Origin of the sequence: Sulfitobacter sp. 1A12779, from assembly GCF_043557315.1 — a bacterium.
GTDB lineage: Bacteria > Pseudomonadota > Alphaproteobacteria > Rhodobacterales > Rhodobacteraceae > Sulfitobacter > Sulfitobacter faviae.
On sequence record NZ_JBIFFU010000017.1, the window covers coordinates 35,471 to 57,119 of the forward strand.

The window sequence follows — 21,649 nt, forward strand, 5'->3', positions numbered from 1 at the left end:
AACCTATTAGTAGCTCTCTTTTGTCCATGGAGCTTTTCGAGAGCGCCAAGAAGCGCAAAAACAGTAAATAGCGCTAAATGTATCACCATTCGAATCTGCATTCGCTTAAATTTTCAGCGAATAATGCCATGATTTTGTGAAGAACACCAATTCTTAACTAATTTGCCCATCAACACTCTGCTGACAACCACCAACATTAACTGCTGCGAAAGAGGTTGCTAATGGTTTGAAACACCAGATCAAAGTCGTAGCATATGCTTTGATGGCGCTGATAGATCAGATCAAGCTGCGCCTTGCGCGGGACGCAGGTGCGACAATAGACACGATCGGTCTCTGCTGCGGTTTCGCAGCGTGACAGCAGCCGTTCTTCATGTTTGTGAAACCGGATCGTGGCCAGACCGGTCACGCCGGGCCGGGATTTGAGGACTTCGGCATAGACCTCGGGAAAACGCTCCACATATTCACGCAGCGGCGGGCGGGGGCCGACAAAGCTCAGATCACCGCGCAGGATGTTCCACAGCTGGGGAAACTCATCCAAGCGCCGCGCCCTGAGCCATGCGCCCGTGGGGGTGATCCGCGCGGCCTTGTTGCCGCCCGACACGCCCTGATCCTCTTCGGCCACGGTCATCGTGCGCAGTTTCCAGAGCTTGAAACTCTCTTCCGGCGTTTTCATCCGCTCGGCCACATGGAAAAGTGGCCGCCCCTCTTTGACCAGCAACCAGACCAGCAAGCCCAGCAGGATCGGCCCCAAGATGACGACGAGAAGGCTGGCGAAGAACAGATCGAAAATGCGCTTGCGCCAAGTCATTGATGGGTCTTCATCGTTTGTTCACATCCTGCTGCCATTCATGCACCAAACCGGCTGGCGTTTGAGTTTCTGGCGTGAAAGTGACGTGGCGTTCAAGTGCATTCGTATCCAGCCGCACCTCGGGAATGGCAGCGGCAGGGGCGGGTTTGGGCTGCCACGATAGCCCCGCCGCATCCAGCAACGCGCCCATTTCCACCGCGCCGGGGGCCGCGATGTTCAGAATGGGCGGCAGTTTGTCTGCTCGGCAAAGCGCGTGAAGCACCCGCGCCAAGGTCACCGGCCCGATGTAACTGCGGCTTGGCGTGCGGCCATCGGGGAAGCGATCAATCTGCATGCCCGGTCGCCAGCCGCCGAGGATCGCATCTGCCCCCGCTACGTTGCCGATCCGCAGCGCGGTGACTGCGGTCCCGCCGCTCGCCTCTTGCACCGCCTGTTCCATCGCAAGCTTCTGCCTGCCGTAATCCGACAGCGGGGCACAGGACAGCTCTTCTCGTAGCGGGCCATCCTCTGCACCGTAAACCGCCGCCGATGAGGCGACCAGAAGCCGCGGCCCCCCCGCCGCCTCTGCCAGTTTCAACGCCGCTAAGGCGAGGGTCGCGTTATCTTCCAAGGCAGCACCCCCAGCCCCAGCGCGGGCTGGCTTCACACCCGCCAAAGAGATGATCGCCCTTGCCCCCCGTGCGGCTGCGAGGGCCGCGTCGCTTGGGCGCTCTTCCGCATTCGGTAGCTTGAAATCATAAAAGCCAAGCCGCGGTTCTCGCGACTGGCTGCGCAGCGCCTCCGGCTCTGGCCAATGACGGCGCAGCATGCCGCCCAGCCGCCCCGTCGCACCTAGCAAAAGCACATCGCCAGATGCCACCCCCCTGCCCGAAGCCGCATTGCCCATTGAAATCATTGACGCCATAAGTTCAGTCATTATCCTGTCGAATTAGAATTGTAATCATAGGCCGCGCAGGCAGCATTCTGCGAGACCCGTTATTTTACATTAGACATTGATCAAATACCCCGGTTTGCCGGTAAAACATTCGGAAGCGATGCGCATCTTATGAAGCACCTCAGCAAGCTGTTCCTCTCGATCCTGCTGGCATCCTCTCTTGCCGCCTGCGCGAGCCTTCCGCGCGGTGCCGCCATTCAGAAAGAGGTGATACGGGCGGCGGAGACTCCGGATGCGGATATCGCTGTCTATCCGGTGACCCATGCCTTTCTGCCCCATGTTGCCCATTGGCCCCGAACCGATAGTAAGCGCCATAGTTGGATCGGCGCCAGCCGGGGGTCAAATGCCCAAGTCATCCGCCCCGGCGATCGGCTGGACCTCTTGGTCTGGGACAGCGGCGATAACTCGTTGCTGACTTCCCCGGCTCAGCAAGTCGCCACCCTGCCCGGCATTCGCGTCTCGGAAAGCGGGACCATCTTCATGCCCTATATCGGCAAGATCAAAGTCTCTGGCCGCACGCCAGATTCGGCCCGTCAATTGCTTCAACGGCAGCTTGAGGGGATCGTGCCCTCCGCACAGGTACAACTGGCAATGACCGAAGGGCGCGGCAATTCGGTGGACCTCGTGGGCGGGGTCAACAAGCCCGGCAACATCCTGATGCCGGACAACAACTTCACCGTTCTCGCTGCAATCTCAGCTGGCGGCGGCGTGCTCTCCAGTATCGAAAACCCGCAGGTCAAACTGCTGCGCGGCGCCAATATCTATACCACCTCGATCGACCGGCTTTATGAGAACCCAAGCCTCGACACCCGGCTGATCGGGGGCGACAAGCTGATCATCGAAGATGACCGCCGCTACTTCCTGTCGCTGGGTGCCGCCGGGCGCGAGGCACAGTTTCCCTTCAACCGCGACGAAGTCTCGGCGCTGGATGCATTGGCGATCATCGGCGGGGTGAACGAATCCCGCGCCGATCCCGAAGGCATCCTGATCCTGCGCGAATACCCTGCCAGCGCGGTGAGTGCGGGCGTGCGCGGCCCGCGCCGCACGCGGGTGGTGTTCACGCTGGATCTGACCACATCCGACGGGCTGTTCTCGGCGCGGAATTTCCACATTCAATCCGGCGATCTGGTGCTCGCGACGGAAAGCCCGCTGTCGGACACCCGCACCATTCTGGGCCTTGTCGGTTCGGTCTTCGGGCTGGTGAATACCGCCGGAAACCTCAGCAACTGACCCTAGCCGATCCGCTTGCCCTCGGGCACCAATGCGTTGATCTGCGCAAGGTGTTCGGGCAGGCAGCGGGTCAGGAAATCGTAATTCTCAACCACATGAGCCCGCGCCGCCGGGCCGAGATGGGCGTGATCATGCGGATGGGCGAGCACCTCTACCACCTGCGCTGCCAGCGCATCGGGATCGAAGAAATCCACCAGCAGGCCGGTTTCACCATGGGTCACGGCCTCGCGCACCGGGGCCACGTCAGAGGCGACGATCGTGGCCTGCATCGACATGGCTTCGAGCAGGGACCAAGATAGCACGAAGGGCATCGTCAGATAGATGTGACAGCGGCTGATCTGCACGAGCTTCTTGAAGTCGGGATAGGGCACTTTGCCCACGAAATGCACGCGGTCCCAATCGACCCTATCCTGCAACTCCGCCGCCATCTCTCCGCGCAGACCGCCGGGGTGATCGCTCTGCTTGCCGTAGGAGACCTCATTGCCGCCGACGATCACCACCCGCGCGTTGGGTCGCTCGGCCAAGATACGCGGCAGCGCGCGCATCATCGTGTGAAAGCCGCGGGTCTTTTCCAGATTGCGCGCGACATAGGTGATGATCTCATCCTCGCGCGTCACGGGCCGCGCCAAACGCCCTAGACGCAGGCTCACATCCGGGTCGGGCAAAAGCTGATCGGTGCGGATGCCGTCGTGACAGACATAGAGCTTGCGGTGAAAGCTCTCGGGAAAACGATCGCGCTGCCAATAGGTCGGGCAATGGCCCAGATCGACGGTTTCGATATTGGCCAGCGGCACGATGTTGCGGGCATGGTTGAGGTAGGGCGCATGGGCCGAGATTTTCTCGGCAGGGTCAAAGCCCACCATGCCGCCGGTCATGTTATAGTAATACTCGAAATAACCGATGATCGGCACATCCGGCCAAAGCTGTTTGAAGAAACTTAACTCCCCCCAGCCGACGTGACCGATGATGATGTCGGGGCGAAACCCCTCTCGCGTTTCGATCTGCTGGGCGGCGTTGACGGCGCCGAACCCATTGCCTGAGGCTTCTTCCCAAATGCGCGAGAGACCATAGGCCTTCTCTTCGGGGCGGTGATGGGGGCGGTAGACACGGGTTTCGACCCCCGGCAGCTGCGGCGCATTTTGACGTTGGGTCAGAAAATAAATGCGATGCCCGCCCGCCTGCGCCAGCCATTGTATCAATTCCCGGTATTGGCCGGGCATGTTCTGGTGCACAAAGAGAAAATTCATATAATCGTTCCGTAAATGTCTTGCGCGCCAGTTAGCCGCAAGCGGCGCGCTCTGGCAACATCGCGCGCCCTTTCCGATGGCGTGATCGCTTGAACCTCCCCCGGCCCTATGTCACCTTTGGACATGACAGATAAAACGTTCCCCTCTTGGCCCGATGTGGCCGCGCAATTGGTCGAGGTCGCCGCCGGACGGCGCGCGGCCGACACGATCATCACCGGCGGCATTTGGGTCAATGTGCACACCCGCGAATGCCTGCCCGACCATGACATCGCGATCGCCGCCGGGCGCATCGCCTTCGTCGGGCCTGATGCCAGCCATTGCCGCGGCGATGATACCCATATCATCGAGGCCAAGGGCCGCTACATGGCGCCCGGCCTTTGCGACGGGCATATGCATATCGAAAGCACCATGCTCACCCCCGCCGAGTTCGCCCGCGCCGTGATCCCGCATGGCACCACCTCGGCCTTCACCGACCCGCATGAGATCGCCAATGTGCTGGGTCTCGACGGCGTGCGCATGATGCATGACGAGGCGCTGATGCAGCCCATTAACATCTTCACGCAGATGCCCTCCTGCGCGCCCTCCGCCCCGGGGCTTGAGACCACGGGCTTTGAGATCACCGCCGAGGACGTGGCCGAGGCGATGACATGGCCCGGCATCGTGGGTCTGGGCGAGATGATGAACTTTCCGGGCGTCAGCAACGCCGATCCGCAGATGCTGGCCGAGATCGCCGCCACGCAACGCGCGAACAAGACCGTGGGCGGGCATTACGCCTCCCCCGACCTCGGCCCCGCCTTCGCCGCCTATGTGGCCGGTGGTCCGGCGGACGATCACGAGGGCACCTGCGAGGCTGACGCCGTGGCGCGGATGCGGCAGGGCATGCGCTCGATGATCCGGCTCGGCTCCGCGTGGTACGACGTGAAGACGCAGATTACCGCGATCACCGAAAAGGGGCTCGATCCGCGCAACATGATCCTGTGCACGGACGACAGCCATTCGGGTACGATCACCAATGACGGCCACATGAACCGCGTGCTGCGCCATGCCATCGACTGCGGCTGCGACCCGCTGGTGGCGCTGCAGATGGCAACGCTCAACACCGCCACGCATTTCGGATTGGAACGCGAGATCGGCTCGCTCACCCCGGGACGCCGCGCCGACGTGATCCTAACCTCGGACCTTGTCTCTTTCCCGGTCGAGATGGTGATCGCCCGCGGCGAGGTCGTAGCCGAAAGCGGCGACTGCCTTGTCGACTGCCCGCATTTCGACTGGCCCGGCAGCGCGCGCAATACCGTGAACATGGCGCGCGACCTCGCGGCGGCGGACTTTGACATCCCCGCCCCCGAGGGCGCCAATGCCGTCACCGCCAATGTCATCGGCGTGGTCGAGAACCAAGCCCCGACACGGGCGCTGAAGTTCGAACTGCCGGTGACCGAAGGCCGCGTGCAGGGCACCGGCGAGGTCTGCCAGATCGCGCTGGTCGAGCGCCACCGCGCCACCGGCACGGTGACCAATGCCTTCGTCTCGGGCTTCGGCTACGAGGGGCGCATGGCCATGGCCTCGACCGTGGCGCATGACAGCCACCACATGATCGTCGTGGGCACCGATGCCGAGCAGATGGCGCTGGCCGCCAACCGGCTGCGCGAAGTGGGTGGTGGCATCACCATCTTCCGCGAAGGCGAGGAGCTGGCGCTGGTGGCCCTGCCGATCGCCGGGCTGATGTCCGACCGCCCCGCCGCTGAGGTCGCCGCCGATGCGGAAGCCCTCGTTCAGGCGATGATCGACTGTGGCTGCAAGCTGAACAACGCCTATATGCAGCATTCGCTCTTGGCCCTTGTGGTGATCCCCGAACTGCGGATCTCGGACCTTGGGCTGGTCGATGTGCAGAAATTTGAAATCATACCCTTGTTAGAGCCGCAAACATGACAACGATCCTGACCCCGGACACCCCGAACCCGGAAAGCTTCCGCGATGCGACCGCTGCCGTGGACCGTCTGACCGAACTCTATCAGCAGGCCACCACCTTTTTGCGGGAGTCTTTTGCCAAGGCGATGGAAAGCTCGGCCCCCGATGCCCGCGTCCGCGCCTTTTACCCTGAGCTGCGGTTTCGCACCTCCTCATATGCGCATGTGGATACGCGGCTGTCTTTCGGGCATGTCTCCTCTCCCGGCACCTTTGCCGCGACGATCACCCGGCCCGATCTGTTTCGGAACTACCTGATCCAGCAAATCGGCCTGTTGATCGAAAACCACGACCAGCCGGTGATTGTCGGCCCTTCGACCACGCCGATCCCGGTGCATTTCGCCATGTCCGGCGACAACGCGCTGAACGTGCCGCAGGAGGGGGCCGCCGATTTCACCCTGCGCGATGTCTTTGACGTACCGGATCTGTCGACGACCAATGACGATATCGTCAACGGCACCTATGTGCCCGAGGATGACGTCCGCCCGCTGGCGCCCTTCACCGCGCAGCGGGTCGATTACTCCCTCGCACGGCTGGCGCATTACACGGCCACGGATCCTGAGCATTTCCAGACCCATGTGCTGTTCACCAACTACCAGTTCTACGTGACGGAGTTCGAGCAATACGCCCGCGAGATGCTGCGCGACCCGGAAAGCGGCTATACCGCCTTCGTCTCGACCGGCAATGCCGAGATCACTGACCCTGACGCGCCGCTGCGCGAGTCCCTGAAGACGCCGCAGATGCCGACCTATCACCTGAAACGGGCGGATGGGTCTGGCATCACGCTGGTCAACATCGGCGTCGGGCCGTCCAACGCCAAGACGGCGACGGACCATATCGCCGTGCTGCGGCCCCATGCATGGCTGATGGTTGGCCACTGTGCCGGTCTGCGCAATACGCAGGCTTTGGGTGATTTCGTGCTGGCGCATGGTTACCTGCGCGAGGATCACGTTCTCGACGACGACCTGCCGGTCTGGGTGCCGATCCCGGCGCTGGCCGAGATCCAGATCGCGCTGGAGCAATCGGTGGCGCAGGTCACCCAGCTTGAGGGCTATGAGCTGAAACGCATCATGCGCACCGGCACCGTCGCCACCATCGACAACCGCAACTGGGAGCTGCGCGACCAGTCCGGCCCGGTGCAACGGCTGAGCCAGTCCCGCGCCGTGGCGCTGGATATGGAAAGCGCGACCATCGCCGCAAATGGCTATCGCTTCCGGGTGCCCTATGGCACGCTGCTATGCGTGTCGGACAAACCGCTGCATGGGGAGTTGAAACTGCCCGGCATGGCGTCGGACTTCTACAAAACCCAAGTCGCCCGCCATCTGATGATCGGCATCCGCGCCATGGAGTTGCTGCGCCGCATGCCGCTGGAGCGGATCCACAGCCGGAAACTTCGGTCCTTCGACGAAACGGCGTTCCTATAGGGCTGGAAACAGCGGAAAATCGCATGTTTTCGCGTTTATAGCGCCACAATTCGTTGTGTTATCCCACAACATACCGTTACATTCCGGCCATGAGGCCCTAAAAAGCGGGCAGTCTAAGGAGAATAAAATGGCAAAACCGATGACCAAGACCCAGCTCGTTGCTGCTCTGGCAGAAGAGATGGATACCGACAAGAAATCCGCAGGCGCAGCGCTCGACGCCGTTTGCAACCTGATCACCCGTGAAGTGTCCGCCGGCGGTGCCGTGACCCTGCCGGGCGTTGGCAAAATCTATTGCCGTGAGCGCCCCGAGCGGATGGTCCGCAACCCCGCCACTGGCGAACAGTTCAAGAAAGACGCCGACAAAGTGGTTAAGATGACCATCGCGAAAGCGCTGAAGGACAGCGTGAACGAGTAAGCCTTGGGCTGAGCGTTTACGAAAGGGTCGTCTTCGGGCGGCCCTTTTTTGTTGGGGGATTGATGGAGGGCCATCGCCTCCGGCTTGTTTCCGGGCCGGGTGGCATATCCCACCAAACCCACCTTGCCCTCCCCCTACAAACCCGCCATTCCTTAGCAAGTTCAGCACAGGGGGCATTTCATGGACATCCGCGCAATTCTCATGGGGCTGGCCTTTGCCGTGATGTGGTCCTCGGCCTTCACCTCAGCCCGCATCATCGTGATGGACGCCTCTCCCCTGCTGGCCCTTTCCCTGCGCTACCTGATCTCGGGCCTGATCGGCGTCGGCATTGCGCTGGCCTTGGGGCAAAGCTGGCGGCTCACCCCCGCGCAATGGCGGGCGACGATCATCTTCGGCGTGCTGCAAAACGCGGTCTACCTCGGCCTCAACTTCATCGCCATGCAGACCATCGAGGCATCCCTTGCCGCGATCATCGCCTCGACCATGCCGCTGCTCGTCGGCTTCGCCGCTTGGGCCTTCTTGGGTGAAAAACTGCGCCCTCTAGGCATCGCGGGACTGTTTGCCGGTGTCATCGGTGTGGCCATCATCATGGGCGCGCGCCTTGGCGGGCAAGTGGACCTCTATGGCCTCATCCTCTGCGCCATCGGGGTGGTGGCTCTCACCGCCGCCACCCTGCTGGTGCGCGGCGCGACATCGGGTGGCAACTTCCTCATGGTCGTCGGCTTGCAAATGCTTGTCGGCTGCGTGGCCCTCTCCATCGCCACCCTGATGTTTGAGACACCCCGCATCGACCCCAGCCTGCGCCTGACGCTTGCCTTCGCCTATACCTGCCTCGTGCCCGGCTTGGCCGCCACTGTGGTCTGGTTCTGGCTGGTCAACCGCATCGGCGCCACAAGGGCGGCGACCTTTCACTTCCTCAACCCCTTCTTCGGCGTGGCCATCGCAGCCCTGCTGCTGGGCGAAACGCTGGGGCCGCGCGACATCCTTGGCGTCGCGATCATCGCGGGCGGCATCCTCGCCGTCCAAGTCTCGCGCCAGCGCAGGGCGTAACGCCAGTGTGAGGCGCACCCCCTTTGAATTTCACCGCCACACCCCATCTAATAGGCCAAGCCCTTGAACGGAGGACGCCATGCCCCAATACGAAAAAACCAATGCCGCGATTGACGCGCTGAGCCCCGAAGAATTCCACGTCACCCAACGCAGCGGCACCGAACGCCCCGGCACCGGCAAATACCTCGACAACAAGGAACCGGGCATCTACGTCGACATCGTTTCGGGCGAGCCGCTCTTTGCCTCCTCGGACAAATACGAAAGCGGCTGTGGCTGGCCGAGCTTCACCAAACCGATCGAGCCTGCCTACGTTGAAGAGTTGGAAGACGCCTCGCTCGGCATGGTCCGCACGGAAGTGCGCAGCAAACACGGCGACAGCCACCTTGGCCATGTCTTCCCCGATGGCCCGCCCGACCGGGGCGGGCTGCGCTATTGCATCAATTCCGCCTCCCTGCGCTTCATCCACCGTGACGACATGGAAGCCGAAGGCTATGGCGAATATCTCAACCAAGTGGAGAATGTGACATGACAACCGAACGCGCAGTATTGGCCGGGGGCTGTTTCTGGGGCATGCAGGACCTGATCCGCCGCCGCCCCGGCGTGGTCTCGACCCGCGTCGGCTATACCGGCGGCGACGTGCCCAACGCGACCTACCGCAACCACGGCACCCACGCCGAAGGGATCGAGATCATCTTCGACCCCGCAAAGACCTCTTACCGCGAGTTGCTGGAGTTCTTCTTTCAGATCCACGACCCGACCACGGTGAACCGTCAGGGTAACGACATCGGGATGAGCTACCGTTCGGCGATCTACTATGTGAACGACGAACAGAAAGCCGTGGCCGAAGACACCATCGCCGATGTCGAAGCCTCCGGCCTCTGGCCCGGCAAAGTGGTGACCGAGGTTGAGCCCGTGGGTGATTTCTGGGAGGCCGAGCCCGAGCATCAGGATTATCTTGAGCGGCTGCCCAACGGCTACACCTGTCACTTCCCGCGCGCAGATTGGGTACTGCCCAAACGCGACGCCGCAGAATAAATCGCAGCCCCCGGCCCCGCGCCGGGGGTTAGCCCACCGCCACCCGCGGGCGGCCCGAAGCTTCGACGGTCAGCGCGGCCTCCACGAAAACCTCCCGCCCCTCGACATTCGCCAGCCGGATATCCCGCTTGACGTGGCATTCAATCTCCGCCGCCCCGGCTGCTCGCGCGCGGGCGCGGGCGGCTTCGGTCAAAGCGCGCTCCGCTTCGGACAAGGCGCGTTCAGCGGTTGGGAAATCCTGTGGGCCATCGGAGAGGTGGAGGCGAAACACACCCTCTTGCGGAACGGTGATGGTCGCAGTTTCGCGCATGATGACCCGGCCCACCACTGCGCCGATGGCATTGGCCACATGGGCGTATTTGGGCAAGATCATCTCACTGCCCAACCTTTTGCCCACCGCCGGGTAGTAGGTCGCCGCCGAGGCGCCCACTCCCACAACTGGCAAATTCAGCCCCGCATCGATCCGCAGCACGCCGCGATGCCCCGACAGGCCACGCTGCATCAACACATGGCGCGCCAGAACCTCTGGCGGCAGGTCGAAACCGGCGGTTTCCTCGGCGAATGCAGTTTCTAACAAAGCCAAAGTCGTCTGTTCGGTCAAACGGTCGAGGATGATCTGGGCGAGGTCATCAGGATCGGGGCAGAACCGCAGCCCCGAACCACCGCGCTTGCGCCCGAACAGGGTCAGCGCCTTGCGCGCGGCATCGGCATCCCATGCAGAAAGATGCCCTGCCACATGGCTCGCATCCGTAGGCGTCACCCCCGCCAGTTGCACCAACCCGCGTGCGACCAACCGCGCCAAAGCGCTTTGATCGACCCGGTTGCGCAGCACATCCCCCAAGGGCCAGACATCGCTGCCGATCCGCTCCAACAGCGCCATGTCGCGCGGGGCCAGACCTTCGGCCCCCTGCCCCTCTACGGCACGTACAAAGCGGCCGTCATGCTCTCCCACCACGCTGCGGCGCAGCTGCGCGTCCAAGGCGTTATGCACCACCTCCGGCGCGTCGACCGCGATGAGAGAGATCGGCAGCAAGCGCTTCGGCCCAAGAGTCACGCCCGCGGTTAGACCCTGAGACGTGAAATGCACCTCGCTGTCACCGCCCAGCCCGTGGGTGCGCATCGCAACCGCCTCGACCATGGTTCGATAGGGACCGACCTGCGCGCCTGCCGGGTCAATCGCCGGGCGACCGTCGCGCAATAGGGCCACATCGGTCGTCGTGCCGCCGATATCAGACACCAGCGCCGTCTCTGCCCCGGTCAACCAGCGCGCGCCCACCAGCGATGCCGCAGGGCCGCTGAGGATGGTGTCGATGGGCCGTTGGCGGGCCTGTGCGCTCGACATCAGGGCGCCATCACCGCGTACCACCATCAACGGCGCGTGGATGCCCAGATGGCGCAATTGATCCTCTGCGCGGCCAATCAGCCGGTCGATCATGCCGATCAGACGCGCATTTAACAACGCCGTAAGCGCCCGTTTCGGCCCGTTCAGCTTGGCCGAGAGACTGTGAGAGGCCGAGACGGGGCGCCCCGTGACCTCGGCCACTAGTTCCGCGACCCGCTGCTCATGCGCGGGGTTGCGGGTGGCGAATTGGCTGGCCACGGCAAAGCCGCTGACCTCGGCCTTATGCGTCTCTAAAAAGGCGATCAGGGCCGGTTCGTCCAGCGGCGCCGCCTCTGCCCCCGCGTGATCATGCCCGCCGGAGAGCAGCAGACAAGGGTCCCCCCGCAACGCTTCCGACAGCCCATGCGCTTCAAGATCCGCCGCGCGAAACCCGACATAGATCAAGGCGACGCGCCCGCCCTGCCCCTCGACCAGCGCATTGGTCGCCAGCGTGGTCGAGAGGGAGGCCATGGCGATCTCTTCCGCCGCCACGCCGGATTGCGCCAAAACCGCGCTGACCGCCTTGCCGACACCGACGGCCAGATCGGCGCGGGTGGTCAGCGCCTTGGCGGTGGCGATCACCTCGGTCTCATCGCGGATCAGCACCGCGTCCGTGTAGGTGCCGCCCGTGTCGACGCCCAATAACACCGCCATGGGCGTGCCTCCTATGCCAAACGCGCCGCCGCCCAACGCGCGGCCTCGGCCACGGTGGGATCAGCGTCTTCGGTCAGAGATTGCGCCACGGGGCGCAGCCGCGCCAGCCCGGAATTGCCGATGGCATAGAGCACGTTGCGCACGAAACGATCCCGCCCGATCCGTTTGATCGGAGAGCCAGAATAGCGCGCGCGGAAAGCGGTATCGTCAAGGCCTGCAAGCTCGGCCAGATCGGCGGGCTGCACCGCCGGACCGTGATAGCGCATATCGCTGGCCGCCACGGCGAACTTGTTCCACGGGCAAGCGGCAAGGCAATCGTCACAGCCATAGATCCGGTTGCCTATCTTCTCGCGCAGGTCCAGATCGACCGGCCCTTTGTGTTCGATCGTCAGATAGGAAATGCAGCGCCGCGCGTCGAGTTGATAGGGCGCAGGGAAAGCATCCGTGGGGCAAGCCTCAAGACAGGCCCGGCAAGAGCCGCAGTGGTCCACCTCTCGCACATCTGGGGGCAGATCGAGCGTCGTAAAAACAGAGCCTAAAAAGGCCCAATTGCCGAACTTTCGGCTAAGCAGGTTGGTGTGTTTGCCCTGCCAACCGAGCCCCGCGGCCTGCGCGAGCGCTTTTTCCGGCACCGGGGCGGTATCGACGAAAACCTTCACCTCTGGGTCGAGCGCGCGGGCGTCTTCCATAAGCCACCGCGCCAGCCGCTTCAGCCGTTTCTTGACGATATCGTGGTAATCGCGCCCCTGTGCGTAGACCGAAATGCCGCCCTTGTCGGGATGCTCTAACACCGCGCGGGGGTCATGTTCGGGGGTGTAGCTTTCGGCCAGCATGATGACGGACCGCGCCTCGGGCCAGAGGGCGGCGGGATTGCCGCGCCAATGCATCCGCTCTTCCATCCAGCCCATCTGCCCGTGAAACCCGGCCTCGACAAAGCGGGCGAGCCGTTCGGGCACCTCGGGCACGTCTTGGGGGCGGCAGATGCGGCAGGCGATAAAGCCTTCCTCAAGCGCCCGGGCCACCACCCGCGCCTTCAGAGCCTCCGGCCCAATCTCGGCGCGGGGGGGGGCGGCAGGCATCAGAAGTCGAGGTTGTTGTAATGCAGCGGCGGCGGGAAGCCCGGCAGTTGATCGGCGAGGATCGAGCGGAAGGCCGGGCGCGACTTGATCTTGGCGTACCAATCCTTGACCACCTCAGAGCGGTTCCAATCCACGTCCGAGATATAGTCGAGCGAGGACAGATGCGCGGCGGCAGCGAAATCGGCCAGCGTCATCACGTCACCGGCCAGCCAGCGGCGGTGATCCAGCAGCCACGCCATGTAATCAAGGTGATACTTGATCGCCTTGGCCCCGGCCTTGACGTTCTTGCTGTCCGGGTAGCCCTGTTTGGTGACCTTTTTATTAACCCGCTCATACAGCAGTTTCGAGGTCACCTCGTCGTGGAACTTGTCGTCGAACCAACTGACCAAACGCCGCACTTCCAAGCGCTGCACCGGGTCACTGGGCAGCAAGGATGCCTCGGGGCGGGTCTCTTCGATATATTCACAGATCGCGGCGCTTTCCGCCATCATGATCCCGTCGAGCCGCAGCACAGGCACCTTCCCCGCCGGGTTGCGGCGCAGGAAATCGGGGTCTTGTTCCCAATAGCGCTCCTCGACCAGTTCCACCTCGATCTTCTTCTCCCCAAGGCTAAGCCGCACCTTGCGGCAGAAGGGGGACAAGGGAACGTGAAACAAGCGAGCCGTCATATAAAGTCCGTGTGGTTAAAGGGATTGCACTCTTCCATGCCTGCTGGCGCGGGGATTTTCAACTCTCGAAACAGGCGGCGCGACCGTCCGCGCGGATGGTCGCCGCCCCGTCCATGATCTGCGCCGTACGCTTGCGGGTAAAGTCACCGGGGCGCGAGGCGGACCGCTCTTTCGGGTCGGGCAGGATCGCGGCAAGGCGGGCGGCTTGGGTGGCGCTAAGGTCTGCCGCCGCGACGCCAAAGTAATGCGGCGCCGCCGCCCCAACGCCAAAGACACCTTCGTCGAACTCGGCCACATTCAGATAGACCTCGATGATCCGCCGCTTGGGCCAGAGGGTTTCGACCAGCGGGGTCATCCCGGCCTCAAGCGCTTTGCGCAGCCACGACCGGCCATGCCAGAGGTAGACGTTCTTGACCGTCTGCTGGCTGATCGTCGACGCCCCGCGGGCCGACCCGTTTTCGATCGCGGTCCGAATGGCCTGCATGTCAAAGCCCCAATGATTGCAGAAATTCGCATCCTCCGCCGCCACGGCGGCGCGGGCCATCACGGGGGCGATCTGTTCCAGCGGCACCCAGTCCCGCTGCACCCCGCCCAAACGGCGCGATTCCGAGAACATGTAGAAACCCGTAGGTGGATTGACGAAGCGGAACAGAAGCACCAGCAGCACCGCCAAGAGAAAGGCCAGCGCCAAGCCGCGCAAGGCCCAACGGCGCGCGCGTTTCTTGAGCGAGGGGCTGCTCTTGCTCGATTTCTTACCCTTGGGGGCGGTCTTTTTCCGTGTCGCCATAGATCAGCTATAGGCCGTCTGCGGGATTTTGTGAACGGCTCTCACGCGCGGTGATCTCTTGCGCGAGGTAGGCCCCGATCCGGGCAGAGCCACGGGCCGAGGGGTGCACGTTGTCGCGAGCGAAGAGCCCGCGATCCCCCCGGTCGATCACATCTTCGGAATCGACGAAATGGACCCCGGGGCGGTTCGCGGCGAAGCGCGCGATGCGGGATTCGATTTCGACCAGATCATCGCGGCAGCCCGCGAAGGCGCCCGAACCGGAGCCCGCGTAATAGCCCATCCACATGACTTGCGCGCCGGTCTGGGCGCGAAGACGTTGCAGGAAGGCAGGGATGCTGCCGCTTTGACCATCCGGCGCGATCAGCGCATCGACAACGGCTCCGCAGGCGCCACAGCCGCAATCGGCGTTCAGGTCATTCGCGCCGCCATTGACCACCACCCAGTTCCAGCGCCCGCCGGGGAACTGTTGCTGGATGTCAAAGCCGACGGCGGAGGCCACGGTCGAGGCATTGTCGAACTGAGCGCCCGGCACAGCGCGGCTGGTAACGCTACGGCCTGTTTGGTTTGCAATGACATCGGGAATGGCGCGGCCCCCGTTCCACGCCATGATGGAATCGCCCAAGATGAGGATGTCGCCCCCGCCGCGCGGGGCGGTATCGGTGCAGGCGGCAAGGCCGGTGGCAAAGGCGATGGCGATCAGAATTTTATGCATGGTGTCCTCCGATGCGGAGGAAGTAGCGCATCCCGTTCCGTCTACCACCCCGGCCCGGAAGCAAGCCGAAGGCGCCGGGCCATTGCCTCCCCGCGCGACCGGAGCCGCGCGGGGCAAAGATTACTCCGCCGGAACCGCCGCCTCTTCCACGCTGAGCGGCGCGGGCAGATGCACCAACATCTCCTTCGGGCAGACCTGCAAGAAGTTGTGCTTCTCGGTCTCCCAATGCTGAAGGATATCGGCGGCCTTGCGGCTCTTGGTCTCGGCAACATGGCGCTCCAGCAGACCCTGCAACTGATCGAGCCAATGATCCACGGTGACCGGGCATGTCACGATCGTCTCGGCGTTCATCAACTTATGGGCCGAGCCTTCGGGATCATAGAGATAGGCCATCCCCCCGGTCATCCCGGCAGCAAAGTTCGCGCCGATCTCACCAAGGATCACCGCCACACCGCCGGTCATATATTCGCAACCGTTGCTGCCGCAGCCTTCGATCACCACATGCGCGCCCGAGTTGCGGACGGCGAAACGCTCGCCCGCCCGGCCCGCGGCAAAGAGGTATCCCGCCGTCGCGCCATAGAGCACCGTGTTGCCGATGATCGTGTTCTCCGACGCCACCACGGGGCTCGCCATCGAAGGCCGCACCACGATCGTGCCGCCCGACAGACCCTTGCCGACGTAGTCGTTGGCATCGCCCGAGACTTCGAGCTTCAGCCCCGGCGCCGCGAAAGCCCCCAGCGACTGCCCAGCCGAGCCGGTCAGCTTCACCGTCAAGTGGTCTGGTTGCAGCGAATTGCGCATCCCGAAGCGTTTGACGATATGGCTCGACACCCGTGTGCCGACGGTCCGGTGCGTGTTCTGCACGGCATAGGACAGTTGCATCTTCTCACCGTCCTCAAGGAAGCGCGCGGCATCGCGAACGATCTGCGCGTCCAGCGTGTCGAGCACGACCTGACGCGGCTTGTCGCGGTCATAGACGTTCTCATTCGCGCCATCGACGGTGATCAACAGCGGGTTCAGGTCCAGATCATCAAGGTGCGCCGAGCCTCGGCTGACCTGCGTCAGCAGGTCCGCGCGGCCGATGACCTCATCAAGGCTGCGCGCCCCGATGGAGGCGAGGATCTCCCGCACCTCCTGTGCGTAGAAGGTGATGAGGTTCACGACCTTATCCGCATTGCCGGTGAACTTGTCGCGCAGCGCTTCGTCCTGCGTGCAGACGCCGACGGGGCAGGTGTTGGACTGGCACTGGCGCACCATGATGCAGCCCATGGCGATGAGTGCGGCGGTGCCGATGCCGTATTCCTCGGCCCCCATCATCGCCGCCATGACGATGTCGCGCCCGGTGCGCAGCCCGCCGTCGGTGCGCAGGGTCACCCGGTCGCGCAGGTTGTTCATCGACAGAACCTGATGGGCCTCGGTCAGGCCCATCTCCCACGGCAGACCCGCATATTTGATCGAGGTCGCAGGCGATGCCCCGGTGCCGCCGTTATGGCCCGAAATCAGGATGATGTCGGCCTTGGCCTTGGCCACGCCGGCAGCAATTGTGCCGACGCCACTCGAAGCGACGAGCTTCACCGTCACCTTGCAGCGCGGGTTGATCTGTTTAAGGTCGTAGATCAGCTGCGCGAGGTCTTCGATTGAGTAGATGTCATGGTGCGGCGGAGGCGAGATCAGGGTCACGCCCTTGGTCGAATGCCGCAGCCGCGCGATCAGGTCGGTGACCTTCATACCCGGAAGCTGGCCGCCCTCACCGGGTTTGGCGCCCTGTGCGACCTTGATTTCCAGCTCTTCGCACTGGTTGAGGTACTCTGCCGTCACACCAAAGCGACCCGAGGCGACCTGTTTGATCTTGGCCGAGGGGTTGTCGCCATTGGCCTCCGGCACGAAATGCGCCGGATCTTCGCCGCCCTCGCCGCTGTCAGACTTGGCGCCAATACGGTTCATCGCCACGTTCAGTGTCTTGTGCGCCTCGGGCGACAGCGCCCCCAGCGACATGCCCGGGGTCACGAAACGCTTGCGGATCGAAGTAATGCTTTCCACCTCCTCCAACGGCACCGGGTTGCCGCGCGGCTTGATGTCCAAAAGGTCGCGCAGATGGATCGGCGGATTGCTCTGCATCTTTTTCGAATACTGCTGCCACATCTGGTAGGACGCTTTGTTGCAAGCCATTTGCAGCATATGCATGCTGCTCGCCTCCCAAGCGTGTTTTTCGCCCGAGCGGCGCAGCTTGTAGAAGCCACCGATGGGCATCACAACACCGTCGCCCTGCCAGCCCTTGGCGTGGACTTCCTCGGCCTTGCGCTGGATGCCGACGACACCGATACCCGAGATGCGGCTGGTCATGCCGGGGAAGTATTCGGCACACATCGCACGGGACAGGCCCACCGCCTCGAAGTTCAGACCGCCGCGATAGGACGAGATCACGGAAATCCCCATCTTCGCCATGATCTTGAGCAGACCTTGGTCAATCGCCTCACGGTATTTCTGCACCGCCTGCGTCAGTGTCATGTCCAACAGCCCGCGCTCAATCCGGTCGGCGAGGGAATCCTCGGCCAGATAGGCGTTCACCACGGTCGCACCGCAGCCCACCAGCACGGCGAAGTAATGCGGATCGACGCATTCTGCCGAACGCACGTTGAGCGAGGTAAAGGTCCGCAGCCCCTTGCGCACGAGGTGGCTGTGCACCGCGCTGGTGGCAAGGATCATCGGCATCGCCACGCGGTCAGCGCCGCTGTGCTGATCGGTCAGCACCAGATGCCCCGCGCCCGAGCGCACGGCGTCTTCCGCCTCGGCCCGGATGCGGGCAAGACCGGCGCTCAGATTGCCGTTGCCGGGCTCGAAGGTGCAGTCGATGGTGACTGTATGCACTTTGAACTGGGCCATCAGCTCATCGAACTGCGCGTTGCCCACAAAGGGGCTGTCGAGCACGATGATCTCGGTCTGGGAGCTGTCTTCGTCGAGCACGTTCTTGAGGTTGCCGAACCGTGTCTTGAGGCTCATCACCCGGAATTCGCGCAAGCTGTCGATCGGCGGGTTGGTAACTTGGCTGAAGTTCTGGCGGAAGAAATGGCTCAGTGGGCGGTACTGGCCACTAAGGACCGCCGAGGGCGTGTCGTCGCCCATCGAGGCCAGCGTTTCCTTGCCGTCCTCGGCCATCGGCGCGAGGATCTGTTCCAATTCTTCGATGGTATAGCCCGCGGCCACCTGACGGCGGCGCAACTCGGCCCCTTCGAACAGCGGCATTTCGGTGACACCGGCAAGGACACCATCCATCTCGGTGATCTTGCCGACCCATTCGCCGAAGGGCTGGTTGGCGGCCAGTTTGTCTTTGATTTCAGTATCATGGAAGAGTTTGCCCTCTGCCATATCCACCGCGATGATCTGCCCGGGGCCAAGCGCGCCCTTGGCCACGACGCGCGCCTCGTCGAGCGGCACCATCCCGGCTTCGGAACCGGCGATCAACATGCCGTCCGAGGTTTCGACATAGCGCATCGGGCGCAGCCCGTTGCGGTCAAGCCCGGCGCAGACCCAGCGGCCATCGGTCATCGCCAAGGCGGCGGGGCCGTCCCAAGGCTCCATGACGGAGTTGCAATAGGAGTACATGTCGCGCCATGCCTGCGGCAGTTCCACGGCCTGTTTGGACCAGGATTCCGGCACCAACATCGTCTTGGCCATCGGCGCGGAGCGGCCCGCGCGGACCAGCACTTCGAACACGGAATCAAGCGCCGCCGAATCGCTCGAGCCGGAGGCCACGATCGGCTTGATGTCCTCGGCCATCTCGCCAAAGGTCGCGCTCGCCATGCGGATCTCATGGCTCTTCATCCAGTTCATATTGCCCTTGAGGGTGTTGATCTCACCGTTATGGGCCAACATGCGGAAGGGCTGCGCCAACCACCACTGCGGGAAAGTGTTGGTGGAATAGCGCTGGTGATAGATCGCGAAGGCGCTGATGAATTTGTCGTCCTTCAGGTCGGGATAGAACTCCGCCACCTGTTCGGCCAGCATCATGCCCTTGTAGATGATCGAACGGCAGGACATTGAAGCGATATACATCTGCGGCACCTGCGCCGCGATGGCGGCTTTCTCGATGCGGCGGCGGATCACGTAGAGCTCACGCTCAAATGTCTCTTCATCCACGCCCTTGGCGTTGGAGATCAGGATCTGTTCGATCTCGGGCCGGGTCGCATTGGCCTTTTCACCCAGCACCGAGATGTCGACCGGCACATGCCGCCAGCCATAGATGTAGTAGCCCATGCGGAGCACTTCGGTCTCCACGATGGTTCGGCAGGTCTCTTGCGCGGCAAAATTGGTGCGCGGCAGGAAGACTTGGCCCACGGCGATCAACTCATCCTCGCGCGGGGTGTGGCCGGTGCGGCGGACCTGCTCATAGAAGAAGGGTACGGGGATCTGCACATGAATGCCCGCGCCGTCGCCGGTCATCCCGTCGGCGTCGACCGCGCCGCGGTGCCAGATCGCCTTGAGCGCGTTGATCCCGTTGACCACGACCTCGCGGGTCTTTTCGCCATTGATGTTGACCACAAGGCCCACGCCGCAGGAGGAATGCTCTTCCTCGAAACTATACATGCCCTTTTCGGCCATCATCGCGCGTTTGGCTTCTTCGCGGGCCACCCAGGCGTCATCATATTTGGTCATGGCTTGGTTCCTTCCACAAACGCCGCAAATCCTGCTTTGACTTGGGCCTTGGTTTTGTTCTCGTGCGCTGCGGCAAAGGCAGGGCCGTCGGGCGTCACGTCTATTTCACTCTTGGTCGCGGGCAGCGCCGCATGGCGCGGGGCGGCAGGGCCGCCCCGGTGCCATCACTCCGCCGCGATACGCTGCGCGCCGTTGAAATCGTCAAGGATCGCCTGCGCGCAGTCGCGCCCATCCTTGATCGCCCAAACCACAAGGCTCGCGCCGCGCACGATGTCGCCCACGGCATAGACTCCGTCGAGCGCGGTGGCCCCGGTGACGTAATCGGCCTTGATCGTGCCCCAGCGGTTGACCGGCAGCTCCGGCTCGTTCCAAAGCGTCGGCAGGTCTTCGGGCTCAAAGCCGAGGGCCATGATCACCATGTCGGCGTCTTCGACATAGTCGGCGCCTTCGATCACCTCGGGCGACTGGCGGCCGGTCACGTCAGGCGCGCCGAGGCGCATCTTTTGCACCATCACGCCGGTCACCGGATCGCCGACGAAGCCCTTGGGCGCGCTCAGCCATTCAAAGATCACACCTTCTTCTTCGGCGTTTTGCACTTCGCGCTGGCTGCCCGGCATATTGGCCCGGTCGCGGCGGTAGAGGCATTTGACGCTTTCCGCACCCTGACGGATCGAGGTGCGCACACAGTCCATCGCCGTGTCGCCGCCGCCGATCACGACAACCTTCTTGCCCGCGGCGTTCAGACGGCCGCTTTCGAATTCTTCGACCGAGTCGCCAAAGCTCTTGCGGTTGGAGGCGGTGAGGAAGTCGATCGCCCGTTCCACGCCAAAACCGCCCACACCGGGGGCTTCGATCTCACGGGTTTTATAGACGCCGGTCGCGATGATCACGGCGTCATGCTTGCCCCGGATCGCGCCAAAGCTGATGTCGACACCGACATCGCAGTTCAACTCAAAGGTCACGCCGCCTTCGGCCAACTGCGCATTGCGGCGCTCAACCACGTCTTTCTCAAGCTTGAAGCCGGGGATGCCATAGGTCAGCAAGCCGCCCGCCCGGTCGTAGCGGTCATAGATGGTGACCTGCACGCCCGCGCGGCGCAGCATATCCGCCGCCGCCAGACCGCCCGGGCCTGCGCCGATGATGCCGACACTTTCGGGCCGCTCTTCGCGCGGGGCGGCGGGTTTGACCCAGCCCTGCTCCCAAGCGGTGTCGGTGATGTATTTCTCAATCGAGCCGATGGTGACGGTGCCATGGCCAGATTGTTCGATCACGCAGTTGCCTTCGCAAAGCCGGTCCTGCGGGCAGATGCGGCCACAGATCTCGGGGAAGGTATTGGTGGACTGGCTGATCTCATAGGCTTCTTGCAGACGCCCCTCAGCGGTCAGGCGCAGCCAGTCGGGGATGTTGTTGTGCAGGGGGCAATGGGTTTGGCAGTAGGGCACGCCGCATTGGCTGCACCGGCTCGACTGTTCTGCCGCTTTGGCATCCGCATATTCGGCGTAAATTTCATCGAAATCCGTCCGGCGCAAATCGGGCGGGCGTTTTTCGGGCATATCCCGCGCAACGTCTGTAAATTTTAGCATGACCTGCTTCGCCATATACCCGTTCCT

General features: G+C 63.1%; 17 protein-coding genes. 7 read left to right on the plus strand and 10 right to left on the minus strand.

The window, feature by feature from the left end; translation table 11 throughout:
* Positions 1-196: 196 nt before the first annotated feature.
* Together ACGYLQ_RS16270 and ACGYLQ_RS16275 are read right to left on the minus strand one after the other, a co-directional pair.
* Positions 197-808 (minus strand): sugar transferase, encoded by a 612-nt coding sequence (locus ACGYLQ_RS16270; RefSeq protein WP_394443895.1) that lies wholly within the window; start codon positions 806-808, stop codon positions 197-199.
* 10 nt (positions 809-818) lie between these two features.
* Positions 819-1,724: an NAD-dependent epimerase/dehydratase family protein gene (locus ACGYLQ_RS16275; protein WP_394443897.1), complete on the minus strand. Its 906-nt coding sequence runs from the start codon at positions 1,722-1,724 to the stop codon at positions 819-821.
* A gap of 129 nt (positions 1,725-1,853) precedes the next feature.
* Between ACGYLQ_RS16275 and ACGYLQ_RS16280 the strand changes: the two genes are divergently transcribed.
* Positions 1,854-2,972 carry a polysaccharide biosynthesis/export family protein gene (locus ACGYLQ_RS16280; RefSeq protein WP_394443899.1) on the plus strand — a complete coding sequence of 373 codons (1,119 nt, stop codon included), beginning with the start codon at positions 1,854-1,856 and terminating at the stop codon, positions 2,970-2,972.
* Positions 2,973-2,974: 2 nt separating this feature from the next.
* Here ACGYLQ_RS16280 and ACGYLQ_RS16285 read toward each other — a convergent pair whose 3' ends face one another.
* The gene (locus ACGYLQ_RS16285) at positions 2,975-4,219 is read right to left on the minus strand and encodes a glycosyltransferase family 4 protein (protein WP_394443901.1); all 1,245 of its coding nucleotides are present in this window, start codon (positions 4,217-4,219) and stop codon (positions 2,975-2,977) included.
* Positions 4,220-4,342: 123 nt separating this feature from the next.
* On the opposite strand from ACGYLQ_RS16285, the gene ade reads away from it, so the two are divergent.
* The 6 genes from ade to msrA all read left to right on the plus strand — a co-directional run bounded on the left by ade (position 4,343) and on the right by msrA (position 10,105).
* The gene (ade, locus tag ACGYLQ_RS16290; RefSeq protein ID WP_394443903.1) at positions 4,343-6,145 is read left to right on the plus strand and encodes an adenine deaminase; all 1,803 of its coding nucleotides are present in this window, start codon (positions 4,343-4,345) and stop codon (positions 6,143-6,145) included.
* A complete protein-coding gene (locus ACGYLQ_RS16295) occupies positions 6,142-7,605 on the plus strand; it encodes an AMP nucleosidase (protein WP_394443905.1) in 1,464 nt (487 codons plus the stop codon). The genes ade and ACGYLQ_RS16295 overlap by 4 nt, the downstream gene beginning before the upstream one ends.
* Positions 7,606-7,732: 127 nt before the next feature.
* Positions 7,733-8,020, plus strand: a complete 288-nt coding sequence (locus tag ACGYLQ_RS16300) for an HU family DNA-binding protein (RefSeq protein WP_007118569.1) — start codon at positions 7,733-7,735, stop codon at positions 8,018-8,020.
* A 180-nt stretch (positions 8,021-8,200) separates the two neighbouring features.
* Entirely contained in the window at positions 8,201-9,070 is an 870-nt protein-coding gene (locus ACGYLQ_RS16305; RefSeq protein ID WP_394443907.1) for a DMT family transporter, read from the plus strand.
* A gap of 79 nt (positions 9,071-9,149) precedes the next feature.
* On the plus strand, positions 9,150-9,599 hold the full coding sequence (gene msrB, locus ACGYLQ_RS16310; RefSeq protein ID WP_067263849.1) for a peptide-methionine (R)-S-oxide reductase MsrB: 450 nt from the start codon (positions 9,150-9,152) through the stop codon (positions 9,597-9,599).
* Entirely contained in the window at positions 9,596-10,105 is a 510-nt protein-coding gene (msrA, locus tag ACGYLQ_RS16315) for a peptide-methionine (S)-S-oxide reductase MsrA (protein WP_168612444.1), read from the plus strand. The genes msrB and msrA overlap by 4 nt, the downstream gene beginning before the upstream one ends.
* A 28-nt stretch (positions 10,106-10,133) precedes the next feature.
* Here msrA and ACGYLQ_RS16320 read toward each other — a convergent pair whose 3' ends face one another.
* The 7 genes from ACGYLQ_RS16320 to ACGYLQ_RS16350 form a co-directional block, all read right to left on the minus strand.
* Positions 10,134-12,140 carry a hydantoinase/oxoprolinase N-terminal domain-containing protein gene (locus tag ACGYLQ_RS16320; protein ID WP_394443909.1) on the minus strand — a complete coding sequence of 669 codons (2,007 nt, stop codon included), beginning with the start codon at positions 12,138-12,140 and terminating at the stop codon, positions 10,134-10,136.
* 11 nt (positions 12,141-12,151) lie between these two features.
* Positions 12,152-13,219: a tRNA epoxyqueuosine(34) reductase QueG gene (gene queG / locus ACGYLQ_RS16325; RefSeq protein ID WP_394443911.1), complete on the minus strand. Its 1,068-nt coding sequence runs from the start codon at positions 13,217-13,219 to the stop codon at positions 12,152-12,154.
* A complete protein-coding gene (locus ACGYLQ_RS16330; RefSeq protein WP_394430535.1) occupies positions 13,219-13,887 on the minus strand; it encodes a glutathione S-transferase family protein in 669 nt (222 codons plus the stop codon). Before ACGYLQ_RS16330 ends, queG begins: the two co-directional genes overlap by 1 nt.
* A 58-nt stretch (positions 13,888-13,945) precedes the next feature.
* Positions 13,946-14,674 carry a monofunctional biosynthetic peptidoglycan transglycosylase gene (gene mtgA / locus ACGYLQ_RS16335; RefSeq protein ID WP_394443913.1) on the minus strand — a complete coding sequence of 243 codons (729 nt, stop codon included), beginning with the start codon at positions 14,672-14,674 and terminating at the stop codon, positions 13,946-13,948.
* A 7-nt stretch (positions 14,675-14,681) separates the two neighbouring features.
* Positions 14,682-15,386 carry an SGNH/GDSL hydrolase family protein gene (locus ACGYLQ_RS16340; RefSeq protein ID WP_394443915.1) on the minus strand — a complete coding sequence of 235 codons (705 nt, stop codon included), beginning with the start codon at positions 15,384-15,386 and terminating at the stop codon, positions 14,682-14,684.
* 120 nt (positions 15,387-15,506) lie between these two features.
* On the minus strand, positions 15,507-20,039 hold the full coding sequence (gene gltB / locus ACGYLQ_RS16345) for a glutamate synthase large subunit (RefSeq protein WP_394443917.1): 4,533 nt from the start codon (positions 20,037-20,039) through the stop codon (positions 15,507-15,509).
* Between the two features lie 164 nt (positions 20,040-20,203).
* Positions 20,204-21,637 (minus strand): NAD(P)-dependent oxidoreductase, encoded by a 1,434-nt coding sequence (locus ACGYLQ_RS16350; protein WP_394443919.1) that lies wholly within the window; start codon positions 21,635-21,637, stop codon positions 20,204-20,206.
* Positions 21,638-21,649 lie beyond the last annotated feature (12 nt).